This is a genomic window from Pseudomonas sp. EA_65y_Pfl2_P74 (assembly GCF_963970575.1).
GTDB classification, from domain to species: domain Bacteria; phylum Pseudomonadota; class Gammaproteobacteria; order Pseudomonadales; family Pseudomonadaceae; genus Aquipseudomonas; species Aquipseudomonas baetica_A.
Window position 1 is genome coordinate 117,225 of record NZ_CAXAOQ010000009.1, and the last position, 16,165, is coordinate 133,389.

At 59.2% G+C, this 16,165-nt stretch carries 13 protein-coding genes; 7 read left to right on the top strand and 6 right to left on the bottom strand.

The window, feature by feature from the left end; genetic code table 11:
- Positions 1–61 precede the first annotated feature (61 nt).
- The 3 genes from AACY18_RS09320 to darG are packed head-to-tail and all read left to right on the top strand — an operon-like array spanning position 62 to position 2,366.
- Complete coding sequence (locus AACY18_RS09320) at positions 62–643, top strand: DarT ssDNA thymidine ADP-ribosyltransferase family protein (protein WP_339431321.1); 582 nt, start codon at positions 62–64, stop codon at positions 641–643.
- Positions 640–1,284 carry a type II toxin-antitoxin system toxin DNA ADP-ribosyl transferase DarT gene (gene darT / locus AACY18_RS09325; RefSeq protein ID WP_339464742.1) on the top strand — a complete coding sequence of 215 codons (645 nt, stop codon included), beginning with the start codon at positions 640–642 and terminating at the stop codon, positions 1,282–1,284. The genes AACY18_RS09320 and darT overlap by 4 nt, the downstream gene beginning before the upstream one ends.
- The gene (darG, locus tag AACY18_RS09330) at positions 1,281–2,366 is read left to right on the top strand and encodes a type II toxin-antitoxin system antitoxin DNA ADP-ribosyl glycohydrolase DarG (RefSeq protein WP_339464743.1); all 1,086 of its coding nucleotides are present in this window, start codon (positions 1,281–1,283) and stop codon (positions 2,364–2,366) included. The genes darT and darG overlap by 4 nt, the downstream gene beginning before the upstream one ends.
- 44 nt (positions 2,367–2,410) lie before the next feature.
- Here the strand turns inward: darG and AACY18_RS09335 are convergent, their stop codons facing one another.
- From AACY18_RS09335 to AACY18_RS09360, 6 genes are read right to left on the bottom strand one after another with little or no spacing between them, the layout of a single operon-like run.
- A complete protein-coding gene (locus AACY18_RS09335; protein WP_339431318.1) occupies positions 2,411–3,223 on the bottom strand; it encodes a YfaP family protein in 813 nt (270 codons plus the stop codon).
- A 3-nt stretch (positions 3,224–3,226) separates the two neighbouring features.
- Entirely contained in the window at positions 3,227–4,846 is a 1,620-nt protein-coding gene (locus AACY18_RS09340) for a DUF2300 domain-containing protein (protein WP_339464744.1), read from the bottom strand.
- 1 nt (position 4,847) lies between these two features.
- Positions 4,848–9,425 carry an alpha-2-macroglobulin family protein gene (locus AACY18_RS09345; RefSeq protein ID WP_339464745.1) on the bottom strand — a complete coding sequence of 1,526 codons (4,578 nt, stop codon included), beginning with the start codon at positions 9,423–9,425 and terminating at the stop codon, positions 4,848–4,850.
- Positions 9,422–10,072 (bottom strand): DUF1175 domain-containing protein, encoded by a 651-nt coding sequence (locus AACY18_RS09350; protein WP_339431419.1) that lies wholly within the window; start codon positions 10,070–10,072, stop codon positions 9,422–9,424. The genes AACY18_RS09345 and AACY18_RS09350 overlap by 4 nt, the downstream gene beginning before the upstream one ends.
- Positions 10,057–11,769: a DUF2138 domain-containing protein gene (locus tag AACY18_RS09355; RefSeq protein ID WP_339464746.1), complete on the bottom strand. Its 1,713-nt coding sequence runs from the start codon at positions 11,767–11,769 to the stop codon at positions 10,057–10,059. The genes AACY18_RS09350 and AACY18_RS09355 overlap by 16 nt, the downstream gene beginning before the upstream one ends.
- A 38-nt stretch (positions 11,770–11,807) precedes the next feature.
- Entirely contained in the window at positions 11,808–12,599 is a 792-nt protein-coding gene (locus AACY18_RS09360; protein WP_339464747.1) for a YfaP family protein, read from the bottom strand.
- 428 nt (positions 12,600–13,027) lie between these two features.
- On the opposite strand from AACY18_RS09360, the gene AACY18_RS09365 reads away from it, so the two are divergent.
- From AACY18_RS09365 to ispA, 4 genes are all read left to right on the top strand, one after another.
- The gene (locus tag AACY18_RS09365) at positions 13,028–14,335 is read left to right on the top strand and encodes an AAA family ATPase (RefSeq protein ID WP_339464748.1); all 1,308 of its coding nucleotides are present in this window, start codon (positions 13,028–13,030) and stop codon (positions 14,333–14,335) included.
- Positions 14,328–14,918: a retron system putative HNH endonuclease gene (locus AACY18_RS09370; RefSeq protein WP_339464749.1), complete on the top strand. Its 591-nt coding sequence runs from the start codon at positions 14,328–14,330 to the stop codon at positions 14,916–14,918. The genes AACY18_RS09365 and AACY18_RS09370 overlap by 8 nt, the downstream gene beginning before the upstream one ends.
- 103 nt (positions 14,919–15,021) lie before the next feature.
- Positions 15,022–15,264 (top strand): exodeoxyribonuclease VII small subunit, encoded by a 243-nt coding sequence (locus tag AACY18_RS09375; protein WP_003228627.1) that lies wholly within the window; start codon positions 15,022–15,024, stop codon positions 15,262–15,264.
- Complete coding sequence (gene ispA, locus AACY18_RS09380; RefSeq protein ID WP_339431312.1) at positions 15,261–16,148, top strand: (2E,6E)-farnesyl diphosphate synthase; 888 nt, start codon at positions 15,261–15,263, stop codon at positions 16,146–16,148. The genes AACY18_RS09375 and ispA overlap by 4 nt, the downstream gene beginning before the upstream one ends.
- Positions 16,149–16,165 lie beyond the last annotated feature (17 nt).

A 16,165-nucleotide genomic window follows, 5' to 3' on the forward strand; every position in this document is an offset into this window, starting at 1 on the left:
GCGCGGGGCAAGGCCGGGACTGAATTCAGTTTAGGTTGATGTGCAGGTCAAGGAGACCACTATGTCGGACGTTAAAAGCATCAAGGATCAGAAGCTTCTCTACCACCTTACTTCTGTTGAAAACCTGGATGGAATTTTCAGAGATGGCTTGAAACCTCGCGCTGGCCTCTCGGGTTTCAAAGACGTCGCAGATGCTGAAATCCTGAAAAAGCGGCAGACTCTGCAGCTCGACAACTACGTGCCCTTCCACTGGTTTGCGAAGAATCCATTTGACGGAAGCGTGCAGCGCAACAGGCCAGAGGCCCGATTTGTGTTGATCTCGGTCTACAGATCAACAGCCAAGCAATACGGCTGGAAAGTCATTCCACGCCACCCGTTAGCAGGCGACTCAATACAGCTACTTGATTACGAACAGGGTTTCGAAGCCATCGAGTGGGATGTCATGAGCAGTCGCGATTACCTGGACCCTCATTGCAAAAGCATCTGCATGGCAGAGTGTCTCGCACCGGGGGTTGTTAAACCTGATGCCTTCTTCAAAATCTTCACCCCCAGCGAAGAAGTCGATGCACTTTGCGTAGCTAAATTGCAGGCGGCCGATGTTAATGTGCAAACCAGCGTGAACCAGAGAATGTTTTATCAATGAACTACACCAGCCTGAATCCAGAGAAAGCTCTGATTTGGCGTATCGTCCATCGCGATAACCTGCCCTGGATTCTGGACAACGGTCTGCATTGCGCAAACCCGGAAGCACAGGCACCTCAGTACGTGAATATCGGTAACGTCGACTTGATCGACAAGCGCCGTTCCCGTCAGGTGCCCATCGCTCCCGAAGGCGTTCTGGCCGACTACGTGCCCTTCTATTTCACGCCCTTCTCAGTGATGATGCAGAACATTCACTCTGGCTGGAGTGTTCAGCAACGCAGCAATGACGAGATCGTGATTCTGGTCTCAAGCCTGTATCGCGTTGAAGAGCTCGGCCTACCGTTTGTCTTCACAAACGCGCACGCCTATCCGAGTTGGACAAACTATTACAGCGATCTGGCGAATCTCGACCAGATCGATTGGTCTATCCTTCAACGGCGCGACTTCAAGCGCGATCCTGATGATCCTCGCAAAATGGAGCGTTATCAGGCTGAGGCGCTGATCCACCATCACTTACCGATTACGGGACTACTGGGCATCATGTGCCACACCGATGCAATGAAAGCACGCATAGAAGCAGACGTCGCCGCTAGAGGCCTGACGCTGCCTGTCCATGCGCGTCCCAAATGGTATTTCCAATGATCAAATTCACCCAAGGCAACCTGCTGGAAGCCAAAACCGAAGCCCTCGTAAACACGGTGAATACCGTGGGCGTGATGGGCAAGGGCATCGCATTGATGTTCAAAGAACGCTTTGCGCAAAATTACCGTCTCTATGCAGCAGCGTGTAAGGCGAAGGAAGTAGAAACCGGCAAGATGCATGTGACGGCCACCAATGAACTCGATGGCCCTCGCTGGATCGTGAACTTCCCAACCAAACGCCATTGGCGTTCTCCGTCGCAAATGGCATGGATCACTGAGGGCTTGCATGATCTGCGTCGGTTTCTGCTTGAGAACGACGTGAAATCTGTCGCCGTCCCGCCTCTAGGTGCTGGTAACGGCGGCTTGAAGTGGCCTGAAGTCCGTGAGCAGATTGTCGAAGTGCTGGGGGATCTGGACGCTGATGTCTTGGTATTCGAGCCCTCGAACCAGTATCTGAACGTCGCCAAACGTTCGGGCGTAGAAACGCTCACGCCAGCCCGCGCGCTTATCGCCGAACTGGTTCGTCGCTACTGGGTGTTAGGCATGGAGTGCAGTCTGCTAGAGATCCAGAAGCTGGCCTGGTTTCTTGAGCGCGCTATCGAGAAGTTGCCGAATACCGAGAACCCTCTGAATCTGAAGTTTGTCGCGCACAAATATGGGCCGTACGCCAACCGGCTGGAGCACCTGCTCGATAACCTCGATGGCAGTTATCTGCACTGTGACAAACGCATCAGTGACGCAGGCATTAGCGATGTGATCTGGTTTGATCAAGAGCGCAAAGCCTTTTTGCAGACTTATCTGAAGACGGAGGCCAAGGAATACTCTCAAGCCCTGGAACGGACTGCCGAGTTGATTGACGGTTTTGAATCGCCATTCGGCATGGAGTTGTTGGCGACGGTGGATTGGCTGTTGAGCCAGGAAGGGGTATCTGCGACCGTACCTGCAGTGCGTGAGGCGTTGAAGCAGTGGGACGGTGGCGCTGGTGCTGCTGCTCGCAAGAGCAAACTGTTCGATGATCAGGCACTTGATATTGCGCTCAAGCGTCTGACCTCCAGCAGTTTCCGACCTGAACTGGCGGCCTGAGTGATTGAAAGGAGTTGGGCAGCAACCTGCTGCTCAATTCCCCATCACGGATAACTAAACGCCTTCACCAACGTCAACTCCCCCACCGCCCGCATCGGGATCAAAAACGTCTCCATCTTCTCGCTTGGTGTGCCTTCCTCGGTAATCACCGTTACCTGCGCCGTCGTCAGCGGTTGCGCGGCTTCATCCCCGCCATCTTCATCGCTGCGATACCCGCCACCGTAGTAATTCACATACACCAGATACTGCCCCTTGATCGGCGCCGGCATGGCGAAGATTTCCGGGCCGTAGCCGGTGGTGACGTCGACGTCGAGGGCGCCCCCGTTGGGGGCGACGCGGTTGCCGTACCAGATGTGGGCGCCGTCGGGGGTGACGAGGTGCAGGTCGAGGTCGGTGCCGTCGCTGTCCCAGGCCAGCAGCACGCGCAGTTTTGGCGGGGTAGCACCGCCGCTGGTGTTGAGGAATTGAGTGCGGCGGCGTTGTTGGCCGTCGGGGCTGCGCACTTCGACGCTGTTGCTGCCGTTGGGGAAGGAGAACGGACGGTCGAAGCGGCCGGCGGCGTCGATTTTCAGCGGCATGCTGACGCCGTTGACGATCAGTCGACCGGGCTCATTATTCTTCGGACTGGCGTTGATCTGGCCGCTGATGCGCGCTGTGTTGGCCTGGCCGACCGGGGTGTTCACCGAGGAGGCCGGGTAGTTGACGGTCTGACGAAAGCTTTCGCCCTCGCCTTGCGGAGCGCCGGTGCGCCAGCCCCCGACCGGGGTGTCGAGTTTGATGCTGTCGGCGGCCCTAGTCGGCGATAACGCGGTCAGCGTGCAGAGCAGCAACAAGACCTGTGGATAACGGAGTGTCATGGTCTATTCCAGCAAAAGGTGACGGGCGAGCCCTTCGATGTAGGTTTCATCCTGGCCGTTGGGATGCGCTTCAAAGGCCAGGTGCAGATATTCGTGGGTCAGGTCGAGGCGGTCTTGCAAGGTCAGTACGCCGCGCACATAGATGCGCTGGCGTTCGCGGTCGACAAAGGGGCGGCCGAACGCGAGTTTGCACACGGCGAACGTGCTGACTTCGTTGTAGCCGGTTTCGCTTTCAAGCTTCTGACGCCAGCCGCGTCGCTGTTTTTGCAGCCAGTCTTGCGCGGCGGGCAGTGCTTCGCAGGAAGCGACCGGGTTGTCCCAGCGGCTGAGGCTGGCGCGGGGATAGGCATGGAGCAGGATTGCGTCGTAGCGCTGGCCAGCGTTGGCTTGTTCGACGGCTTGCTGCCAGGCGAGTTTGTCCGGGCCGGGTTGGTCGGAGTGATAGGTGACGGTGCTGCCAGCCAACACCAGATCGGCCGTCCAGGCGGCGATGTTGCGCGATTGCGCCGATGCCGGGCGTGGAGCAACCCGCTGGCGATTGCTGCTGTCGTCGATGCTCAGGCAATCGCCGTGGCGCGTGGCGTTTTGCAGCAAATAGGTACGGATCGCCACGGCCAGTGCTTTGGCGGCTTCGCCAGGTTCGGGTTTGGCTTCGCGATCAAGGACACGGGCGACGTATTCTTCGCGATCCAGCCTTGCGACGAGTTTGTCATTGAGCAGAAACAGTTCGCCGTCGCTGTGGATATCCAGCGCGTTGCCGTTGGCGAAATCAACACGGTAGTCGCCCTGCAACGGGCCAGACGTCACGACCCGTTCGCCCGCCAGAACCCGTACAACGGGATAGCGCGAGAACAGTCCGACTTCGACACAACGCCTCGCCTCTGCCGGCCACGCAACCGGCAACACCGTCGCCAACGCAGCACCGTAATGCCGTAAAACCATTTGACTGGTGCCGCGCCCTCCGGCCCAAACCGGCGAGCCGTCCGCTGTCCATCCGGCAAATCCGCCCTGCCGCGACTGCCGGTCGTGATCGCCGAGCCAGCTCCAGGTTTTCACCCGCAAGCGCGCGCCGAGTTCTCCGACGACATTGCCGTCGGCAGCATTGAGCACCACGTCGAGCAACACGCGGCGCATCTGTTCTTGAGCTGGCAGCAACGCCAGAACGCTCAGCAACTCACTCACCGAAACCCGCGTGGCCGGTTGCACCGACGGCAAATCCTGCAACCACAATGGCGCCTTACGCGCCTGCCAGTAGGTTCGCCAATCGCCGGAAGAAATCCCCAACCGCGCCGGCTCGAAATACAGCCCACACGACTTCACCAACGCCTGATCCCGCTCGATCTTGCCGCCCGCCGAGCAGCAATAGACTTCCTCTTTCGACTGCCCGCGACATTCATATGCCGGCTCCCGAGCGCCGGTATCCACCAGCCACGCGTAGACAAACAGCTTCCAAAGACTGCCCAGCGGCGCATCCAGGGTCGAAGGCAACGGTTCACGAGCAATCAGTTGCGTCGTACTCAGTGACAACAGATCACCTTTGTACGCCACGCGCAGTGGCTCATCCTGCGCCGTCGCCAGCGCAGGAATCATCCACAACAGCAGCCACAGCAGCGACCGGGTCATGTCAGTTGACCGTGACCTGACCGAGGACTGCTTTCGCTTCCTGGGCTTGATGCTGTGGCGCGTACACCTGAGTGAAACGCACCGGCGGCAGGTTGAACCGGCCCTTCTGCGAGAAGCGCACCAAATGGCGCAGACGCAACTCGCCGCTCAGGGCATCCACCGGCACCGCGTAGGCCAGTTGTCCCGGCTCGAAACGCGCCTTCTCCAGCGAGGTCGGTTCGGTACCGTCCTTGCCCTGCAACTTGATACCCCACGTTGTGCGCTCGACATCGGCGCCCGGTGGCAGCGGCACTTCGAGCATGCCGTAGCGCAGCGGTTTGGGCGCTTTGCTGGTGAGGATCACTTCGTCCAGATACAGGCTGTCGCTGGACAGCGGTTTGGTGCCGACCGGCTCCAGTTTGAAAGTGAACGCTTCGTCGCCCGGCACCAGTCGCGACAGGCGACGGGTGATGGTCACCGCCATCGGATCGACGGCCGGTTGCTGGGTCTGGAAACTCAGCGCCGCACGCAGCGGACGCTCTTGAGTGCCAGACACCGTCAACACGCTTGGCACCGCTGCATTGCCCTGCCACGTCCAGTACATCTCACCGGTTGCGCCGTAATTTTTCTTCCAGCCTTCACCCGGTGTCAGGGCGATGGTCGGCGACGCCTGGGCGATGCTGCGTTGCAGCCAGCTCAGCGCCAGCGCACGTTCGAGGGTCGATTGCTGTGGCAGCAGACGCTGCAACAACGCCGTCGCACGGGGCTGATCAAACGCTTGCAGCGACAGGTTCAGCGCTTCGGCAAACGGCTGCGAGCTGACGGCCAGACGCTGTTGTGCCGCACTCACCTGACGACTGAAGGCTTCAGGTAACGGCACTTTCGATTGCGTGGCCAGCGAGGCGGTCAAGACCCGCGCCGCTGCCAGACCCAATGCCGAATCCGGATCGCTCATCACCAGGCTGTCCTGGCCGTCGTCCATCAGCGTCTCGGCATTACCTTCACCGGCCCTCGCCAGATCCTCCATCAAACCGCTGAGCAACGTGTTGACCGGCAAGCGCATTTGCCTGGCGAACGACAATATCAGCGCCCGTTGCAGCAACGGCGTGTTCGGCGCCTGTTTGGCGTAAACCTCCAACACTCGCTGCCAGTGCTCTGGCGGCAAGGTCAGTTCCAGCACCTGGCTGGCGTTCCAGTCGGCGTAGTACGCATAAGCGGTGAGGAATGCATCGGGTTCACCGGCATAGCCCCACCAAGTGAAGCTCGCCGATGGCCCGGCCATTTGCACCAGACGTAGGCGGCTGTTTTGCATGATCAGGCGCAAGCGATCACGGATCTGCGGGCTCGAGGCCAGCGATGGATAGGCGATGCTCAGTGGCAGCAAACGGCTGGCGGTTTGCTCGACGCCGCCGTACGGGTAGCTCAGCAGATCGTCGAGGGCAGAACGGAACAGCGCTTGCGGGCTGTCATCCAGACGCAGGCGAATATCGGTGGCGTCCGCCGGCAGGCTCAACGGCGTGTCGCCGCTGGCTACATCAAGGCTTTGCGTCTGCGTCACTTGCCAGCCATCGCCGGTCGCGCTCAAGCGCACGGCCAAGGCATCAGCGATTTTGCCGTCCTGCACCAGTTCCGCTGTCCACTCGCCCGAAGCCAACGCAAATGCCGGCAGCGGCACATAGTTGATGCCGTTATTCAGGGTCACCGGCAGGCGTTGTTCGGCGCCGGCGTAATGGGTCACCAGTTCAGCCTTGACCGGTTTCTCGGCCTGACTGAAGGCGAATACACCGAGTTGCGGCTGATCGCCCTTACGGAGTTTGCTCGGCCCGCTCCACTTCAGGTACAGCGGTTTTTCCGAACGAACGAACTGTTTCTTCTGCCCGACCTGACCGTCATCGGCAATCGCCCGAGCCGTGATGCGCCAGCGGGTCAGCGAGTCCGGCATTTTGAAAGTGAAACGGGTTTTGCCGTCGGCGCCGGTCAGCAACTCAGGTTGCCATGCGGCGGTGTCGACGTCTTCGCGACGCGGACGCTCCAGCACTTTCACGCCACGCTCGCTGCGGTTGGCCTTGCCCGGCGCGCCAGGACTGCCCGGCAACGCTACGTCGTAACTGATGAACGACAGGCTGGCGCTGGTGCGCACGTTGTTGCGGCGTGGGTGGTAGAAGAACTGGTCGATGCTCGGCGCGACTTCCGGTTGCAGCGCGTAGACCATTTCATCGACGACGCTGACGGTCAGGTGCGCCGGTACGGCTTTGCCGGCGAACTGCGTGGTCAGGTCGACGGTGACGGTGTCGCCTGGTAGATACACCGCTTTGTCGGTGCTGATCGCCACGTCGATTTGCGGCGCGACCACTTTGATCCCGGCATTCTGGAAGCTGTACTGACCGCCCTTGGTGTACAGCACGGAGAAGGTCAGGTTCGGCGCAAAGTTGTCCTTCACCGGGATGCGTGCGCGGTATTGGGTGTCGCTGAGTTTTTCCAGTGTCAGCCAGTCGCCGCCCTTGGCCAGCAGCGCGGTGGCTTCGACCTTGTCACGCTCCAGCGACAGCAAGGCATCGCTGACCGGTTCCGGGAAGGTGATCAGCGCCAGCGCTTCATCGCCAGCCTTGTACTCGGGTTTATCGAGGACGATTTCCACGGTGCCCGGCACGGCTTTGACGCCGTCGCCGGTGACCGAATGCGCGTTAACGCCGAGGACGCGACCGTGCTGATCTTTCAAGGTCAGGTTGTAGGTGCCCGGACGTTCAAAAGCGAGGCTGAAGCCTTTATCGCTGGCCGCCAGTTTGCCTTCGCCCGTGCTCTGATCCTCCAGACGCACCCAGCCATAAGAGCTCGGCGTCACGGCTTTGCTTTGCTCGCTGCCACCTTCGTTGGCGTAGCTGAACGCGACTTTGTCGCCGACCGCACTGAAGCGTTGCGGCGCGCTCAAGCGAAAACTCGCGGCGCCACGGTCGATAAGGATTTCCTTGGTGGTCTTGACCCGATACGCCGCACCATCGCTGGCGAACACGGTGAGCATGTAGCGGCTCGGTTTGTCGGCGGCCGGCAGGTCGAGGCTGGCGTTGCCCTTGCTGTCGGTGGTCAGTTCGGTGCTGGTCAATTCCACCGGGAATTGCCCCAGGTATTGCAGTTCGTTGTCGACCATCGACAGTTGCTGGGCGCGCAGGCTCAGGCTCAGTTTGGCGTTGGCCACCGGTTTGCCATCCGGGTACAGCAACACCAGACTGCCTTTGACCGGTTCGCCGGTGCGGTAATCCTGTTTGGCCAGATTCAGCGAGATTTCGAAGTGCGGCTTGATGTACTCCGCCACACGGAACGCACTGCTGTACGCCTGATCCTTGTAGTTGAAACGGAGTTCATAACCACCGGCCACGGCGTTGTCCGGCAACTGGAAACGGCCCTGAGTGCCGGCCTTCGAATCGAGCTTCAGATCCATTCGTTGCAGTTCGGTGCCGGTGGCGTCGAGCACGCTGACGTTGACGTCCGCCGCACCCGGCAGCACCGAATCCCGTGCGTTCTTGAACTCACGACCGACGATCTTCAGCGACACCCAGTCGCCCGGGCGATACAACGGGCGGTCGGTGAACGCATAGAGCTTGGTGTCGTAGATTTCGCTGTCGTAATAGAAGTTTTCAGAGACGAACACCCCGCCCTCTTCGTCCTCGCCGATCACGAATGAACGCTCAGGGCTGACGTGTTTCAGGCGCAGCAAACCCTCGGCATCAGTAGCACCGCTGCTCATCACGCCGAGGCCGTCAGTCCACAGCACATTGACCTTCGGCACCGAACTGCCTTCGTGCTTGCGCGCCGCCCAGACCAGTAATTCATCACCGGCGATTTTGCTCACCGCCACGGTGTTGGAGACGAACACCATGGTGGTTGCGCGGTATTTGCCGATCAGCGCTTCGACCAGGTACAGACCGGGTTTCAGGTTGCCCAGCGGAATGTAGACGTTGCCCGGCGCGACGCTGACGAAATCGCTGGAGGAGCCGGCCAGATTGACCCCGGCCGGCGGCTGGATCGGTTTGGCCTGCCACAGCGGATAACGGAACTGGCTGACCACCGGCAAACCCGGAATCAGTGCGAATTGCGGTTGCGCGTCATACGGGGTCGGTGCGGCGATGGCGTTGCCCATCTTCAGTTCCGGGACTTCTTCGGTGACCTGTTTGCGCGACTCGTAGGAGAACGCACGCTGCATCACCCGCCGCGATTTGCGGTACCAGTTGTCCCACAGATACGCGAGGGTGTTGGACAGGCCTTCGCCCTTGAACTGGCCATCGCTGACCACGCGGTGCAGGTTCTTCTGGCGTTTGAGGAAATCCAGTGGCTTGTCGATGCGATACACGCGAATGTCGGCGCCACCGTAGGGTTCCATGCGGAAACGACGGTAGTCACGGCCCGGTGCTTCGAGGCGCACCATCGCCTGTTCGTCCGCCGCAAAACTGCTGTCGGCCAGCAGGAAGAAGCTTTCACCGGACACCGGCGTGTAACCGCTCGGTTCGACCGAATCGTCGGCATTGACAGTCGCCAGCGGCAGCAGCAGCAGTGCCAGCAACAGAGGAATTTTTGCGCAGAGTCGCAACATGCGGGCACCGGTCATTGGGAGAGAAAGTTCAGTCGATAGACGCCGATGAAGTTGGGGTTGGCTGCGTCGGGTATCCATCGGGTGTCCTTCCATGTCATGAGTTGCTGCAGGCTTGCCGAACGCATGCCGTTGTCAGTGGGGGTTGTGGTGCCGGTGTGATAGGCGATGTAGCGGCCCATCCAGATCATCAGGTGCTGGTCGTCGCCCTGATCGAAAAACATCAGGTCACCGGGGCGCGCCTGTGACACGTCACGGCTGACCAGATGACTGTTGAACTGAATCAGTTTGATTGCGTTGACGTACGGCCCGACTTTGCCCCCGCCCTGTTGCCATTGCTGGGCGAGCTTGCGCTGGTCATCGCTCAGCGACAGCTCCGGCGGCAGATAGCGGTTGGACAGGCCATTGCTGCGCAGCCATTTGTTGTCATGGACTTTCAGCGCTTCGTTGGCAGCGAAACGCACCAGGCCGGCGCAGTCCTGCTGGTACCAACGCGGGCTCGGCCCCTGGCTCAATTGCTCTTGGGCGATGCGGACAAACCAGGCGCGGAACACCTGTGATTGCGCCGGATCGAGCGCCGGTGCCTCCATGGCGCGGGCACCCGCGCTGAGCAACAGCGCGAGCAGGCCTAGGCTGCGGATCAGTGCCGTCACAGCGCTTTCCATTCCAGCGGCAGCCATTGCCAGTGGCCGTCGGGTTCGCTGCCTTCGGGCAACGTCAGGGCATATTTGCCATAACCGCCGAGGGTGCGCAGTTTCGGGATCAGGTAGGTTTGCGCGGCGTTGTAGAACACCGGTTCCATGTCCTGCGGCAGGCTGTCGAGGGTTTCCTGCTGCATCAGTTGCGCCATCGAGTCAGGGCCGAAATAGATCGGCATCAGTACGTCTTTGGGCAGCACATCGGCCATCGGCGGGAAGCGTTTGTCGAGGGTGCCGAGCGCTTTGTCGACCAGTTTGTCGTCGAGGGAAAACAGCAGCGTCGAACCGTGGCGGGCGAGGCTGACGTTCATGAACGCCCGACCACTGATCGCGTCCGGGTTCTCGGCGGTTTTTGCTGCGTATGGGCCGAAATTCGAGCTGACCTGACGCCGCCAGACATGGCTTTGGCCTTCTTGCTTCTCGATCACCGGGAAGACACTTTCTTCGACGTTGGGCTCGAAGGCGCCGACCATCGAGCCAAACAGTTTGCCGAGATCACCGTCGAATTGGCTGTTGCCCTCATCCTTCAAACTGGCGACCAACAGTGGCGTGTACAGCCGCGAATCGGCGTACCAGCATAGGCCCGCCGCGCCAGCCACGTGTTCGGTGAGTGTCTGCGCTACCGCCTCTTCGGCGCCGAGTTTCACCAACAGCGGTTTCTGCGGTTCGGCCGCCACCGGCAAGGTCACACAGGCACTGGCGCCCAGCGGCATGGCTTGCCACACCGGTTTGAAATCGAAGTCCGGCTGGTTGTCCAGCTCGTCCATGGCCAGGTAGCTGTGCCAGCCCTTGTCGTCCATGTCGAAACGCAGCCCGGCGAAGTTCGGGATAAAGCGCTGATACCCCATGGCGAGCACGCTGGAATTCACCGACAGGCGTTGTTTGATCTCTGGCGCCTTGGCCGGCAGGCCGAACGCTTGCGGGAACAGTTTGTCGCCATTGAGCAGTGCCGCCAGCGCTTGAGACGAAACGTGCCCCCACTCTGCGGATGCGCCGTTTTCTGCCTCGTAGTATTTCGCAGGATTGGACAGCACCACCAGTTTGTCGCCATGCGAGGCGAACAACAGGGATTTACTGGCGTTGTAGCTGAGCTGATAAAGCGGCACCTCGTCGCTGCCGACTTCAAGTTTGCCGAACACGCTGAGCTGCGTGTCATCCAGCGCCACTTTCGCCAAAGGCTCCAGCAGTTTCGCCAGCCCGCCGCGATCCATCACCAACAGGAAATCCTTCAACCGGCCATCAGCCCCGCGCCATAGTGCTACGTCTGCCGGTTGATCAAAAAGCTGCTCGATCAGGCTGTCCTGCAGTTTCAGGTCGTGCTCGTAAATGATCCGGCGCAGGCTGCCGATCAGCCCGAGTCGGTCGCCGTGGGTTTCGTAATAGAAAACGAAATCTTCGGTAAGCGTGGCTTTGAGAAACGGCACCGTCAGCAGGTCTTTGGGCAACTGGCTCAGGGAGCGGGTTTCCAGCAGCGCATCGGGACGGCTCAGGCCGAGCTTGTCACTGGCCAGCTCGGCCGGCGGTGTTTTGGGCTTGAGCAGCAGCCAGCCAAAACCACCCGCCACGCCGGCCACCAGGCATAGCCCGATCAGCAGCGCCGGCCAGCGTCGGGAAGGTTTGCCGGCCGGTGTCGGGACGGCCGGAGAAGCAGCGTTATCACTCATATTCACAAAACCCGAAGTTCATCCGTGTTGCGGGATGCTTAATAGTTGAAAGTCTTGACCAGCAGCAGATCACCGATCGCCCGCAGGGGCACGATGAACGTCTCGCGTTTTTCGTCGACAGTGTTTTCGTTGAGTACCAGCGTAATTTGCGAGGTGATCACCTCGTTCTGGTTGCTGGTCTCCTCGAAGTTATAGCCGCCGTTGCCGAAGTTGCCCCAATAGTTGACGTAAACCAGATAGGTACCGTGCAGCGGAGCGGTCATGGTGAACATTTCCGGGCCGGGGCCATCGACGCCATCCGGGTCCAGACCGCCGCCATTGCTCAGCGCCGGCCGCGCCCAGAACGCATGCTGACCGTCAGGCGTGACAATGTGCAGATCGAGTTCGGCTTTCGGATCGTCCCACCCCAAGACAAGACGAATTCGCGCCGGCGTGCGCAGGTTATTTGCTTCATAAAATTGCACGCGCTTGAGCGACTGGCCTTCGGCGCTGATCACTTCGACACTGTTGGAACCGGCGCCGAACGCGTACGGCCGGGCGAAACGCCCCTGATCGTCGGTGTACAAATTCAGCGGATTGCCATTCACAGCGAGACTGTGCGGCGGGCGCATGTGGCCGATGGCCTTGAGCTGGCCTTGAATCATCGTGCGATTGCGCTGGATGCCGCGATCGATTGGCGGCGTCGGATAGGCGACTTGCGGGTTTTCACTGCGATCAAGCAACCCGTGATAGCGCCAGCCACCCACCGGCTCGGACATCTCAGCCGTCGGCGCGGCCAGCAGCGCAGGCGCGCAGGCCAACCCGATCAGCAGCCAAAGAAATGAACGCATGTAACGCCTCCTGCCATGCCTGAACGAAACCTTGCACCCGATCCTCGGTACTTCACAGCGGTGGAAACTGCGTTTCGTCTGAAAGACCCGTGACTGCCAGGTCGTAGAAGGCGCGAAGAGTAGCGATTTAGTAGTTTTTTAACAATCGGATACATCTGCTTTTGCGGTGGGAATCACGCACATTTATTGGGTGTGAGCCGAATAGCGGGCTTATTCGGCTCACGAAATGAGCCGAATAAGCAGCCTGATCCAATCACCCCACGCGAAATGGCCAATCCTGGCTGGCAAGACCTCCGGTTTTGCCTTGGCCAGAGGCATGACTGGCGCGAACTCAAAGCACTATTTCAACTGGAGCTCAAGGTCATCTCATGGTCAACTACTGCCAGAAAAACCGTCGGCAAGGACGGTAGGAGACCAGAGGTGGACCTGTGAAGCTGCGCAAACTGAAATTAAAGGATTTCCGTCGATTCGAAGAGATCGAAATCGATTTCCATCCTGAACTGACGGTCATTGCCGCACGTAACGGGCAAGGTAAAACTACAATTCTTGAGGCCATCGCAACCGCTCTTGGACCATTTGTCGGTGCTTTTGATATGGGAAAATCCAAACATATCGAGCGGACAGACGCTCGTTATGTGCGTCTGGGCAACAGTTTCGAAAATGAACAAAACTTTCCTGTCATTATCGATGCAGCGCTTGAGGAGCCAGATATCGAGTGGCAAAGAGCATTGCATGGCCCCAAAAGCCGTACTACGACAAAAGAAGCATCCGCTCTGGCGAACTGGGGCAAAAAACTCCAGGACTCGCTGCGTTCCAAAGTAGCAACAGCCTTGCCGCTGGTTAGCTATTACCCTGCCGGACGATTGTGGATAACCCATAACAATAGCTCGCGTAAAGCCGTGGTTAGCGCCAGCCGAACCATGGGCTATGAAGACTGCCTGTCCTCTGCTTCCAACTTTGTACAAATGCAGCAATGGATGCGCAAGGCGACAATGGCACTTCTCCAGCAGCGGGAATTACCGGGGTATGAAGAGTCAGATCTACAACCCAGAATCGCCGGGATTCAAAATGCCGTGAATCTGGTTCTGGAGAATGAAGGGTGGAGTAACTTTCATTACAGCCTCAGTTTCGAAGATCTCGCAATGTCCCACCCAGATCATGGACTGTTACCTATCAGCCTGCTCAGCGATGGTGTTCGAGCCATGATTTCGCTTACCGCCGACATGGCCTTTCGTTGTGCACGCTTGAATGGTCAGTTTCAAGATCAGGCGCCTTTGCTGACAGAAGGCATTGTTCTCATTGATGAAGTCGACCTGCATCTGCATCCTGCCTGGCAACAACAAGTTCTGGCAGCCTTACGCAGGGCATTTCCCAAGATCCAGTTCATCGTGAGCACGCATAGTCCTCAAGTACTGACCACCGTGAACCGTGAACAGATCCGTGTGATTCATAGAGACGAACAAGGATGGATCTCGGAACAACCGGCAATGAGTCCTTTGGCACAGAAGTCAGGAGATGCCCTGGCCGGGGTCATGAATGTGAGCACCCGTCCACCGATGCCGATAGTCGAAACAGCGCACGCCTATGAACAGCTATTTCGAGATGGCGCGGGCATGACTCCGCAAGCGCAACAGTTGAAACAGGAACTGGACGAAGCGGGTTATGAAATCTCCGAAGCCGATATGACGCTCTGGACATTCCTTGCGGCGCAAGTCAGGAAGACGCGCAATGATTGAGTTGGCTCACAACCCCGTAATGCCGCAAGCGCTTCTGGACTTCAATGCTGCCTATCCACAAGCAGGGCCAAATGAATTCGATGGCGCTGCTTTTCACTTGGTGAAAAAAATCGTGAAGGCAAGTCTCCATCACGATCAGGGTGGGCTTTGTGCCTACTGCGAAACGCCATTGGAAGCCGATACTGGACAAATCGACCACATCAAGCCCAAGCGCGGCAATGATGGGCATCCTCACTTGACGTTCACCTATACCAACTATGCACACGGATGTATTCGGTCAGATGGGTGCGGCCAACGAAAGGGTGACCGGCTCCTTCCGATTGAGCCTGCACCCGGCTGTAACGAACAGTTCTCACTGTCGTCGGATGGCTCACTGGAGCCTATGCCTACTCTCAGCAGAAGGGAGAAGCATGTGGTTCGTCAAACGAGAGATATGCTTGGCCTTCAAAGCGCTGCGCTCGTTCTTGAACGGGAAAAATGGATAAAAGCCTTTGTTAGCCTGCTGCAAGAACAACCTCTGGTCGCGGATGATTTTTTGAAGGAGGCACCTTTCCGCTACATATTGCTTCGTTTGATCAGCTAGATATTTCGTCATACCCGATCATTAACGCGTCCCCGCTCATTTGCCCATAAACCCCCTATCTGCTAGTGTCGCGCCGGTTTAACGTCAACCGGAAATAGCCGCCATGGCCCGCAAAAAAGCTGCACTGGATTTCGAACAGTCCCTCGCCGACCTGCAAACATTGGTCGAGCGTCTGGAGAACGGTGAATTGTCGCTGGAAGACTCGCTGACCGCTTTCGAGCAGGGCATCGGGCTGACCCGTGACTGCCAGGCAGCGCTGGCCCAGGCCGAGCAGAAGGTGCAAGTGCTGCTGGAGCGTGATGGCGAACTCGCCGAGGAACCCTTCGACGCGGAACAGCCAGAATGATTGCAGCGTATTCGGCGACCAGCCAGGCCCGGGTCAACGCGGCACTGCAAAGCCTGTTCAACGCCCCGTTGCCAGAACTGGCGCGCCTCTATGAGGCCATGCGATACAGCGTGATGAACGGCGGCAAACGCGTGCGTCCGCTGTTGGCCTACGCCGCGTGCGAAGCGCTCGGTGGCAAGGCTGAGCAGGCCAACGGCGCAGCGTGCGCCGTTGAACTGATCCACGCTTACTCGCTGGTGCACGATGATTTACCGGCAATGGACGACGACGATCTGCGTCGCGGTCAGCCGACCACGCACAAAAAATTCGATGAAGCCTGCGCGATACTCGCCGGTGACGGCTTGCAGAGCCTGGCATTCAGCGCCCTGCTCGCCCCCCACCTGAGCGATCTGAGTGCCGACATTCGCCTGCAAATGGTCACTGCGCTGGCTCACGCCGCAGGCCCGGCGGGTATGGTCGGCGGTCAAGCCATCGACCTCGGCTCGGTCGGGCTGAAGCTCGATCAGCAAGCCCTCGAACAGATGCACCGACACAAGACCGGCGCGCTGATCGAAGTCAGCATCAAACTCGGCGCCCTGGCCAGCGGCCGTGCCGAGCAGGATGAACTCAACGCCCTGCAGACTTATGCACAGGCCATCGGACTGGCCTTTCAGGTGCAGGACGACATCCTCGACGTCGAAAGCGATACCGCCACCCTCGGCAAGCGCCAGGGCGCCGATATCGCCCGCGACAAACCGACCTACCCGGCCCTGCTGGGTCTGGACGCGGCCAAGGCCTATGCCCTGGAGTTGCGCGATCAGGCTCTGCACGCCCTGCGACCGTTTGACGCGGCAGCCGAGCCTTTGCGCGAGCTGGCCCGGTATATCGTCGAGCGCCGCCACTGACGGCAAATCCGCCAAAG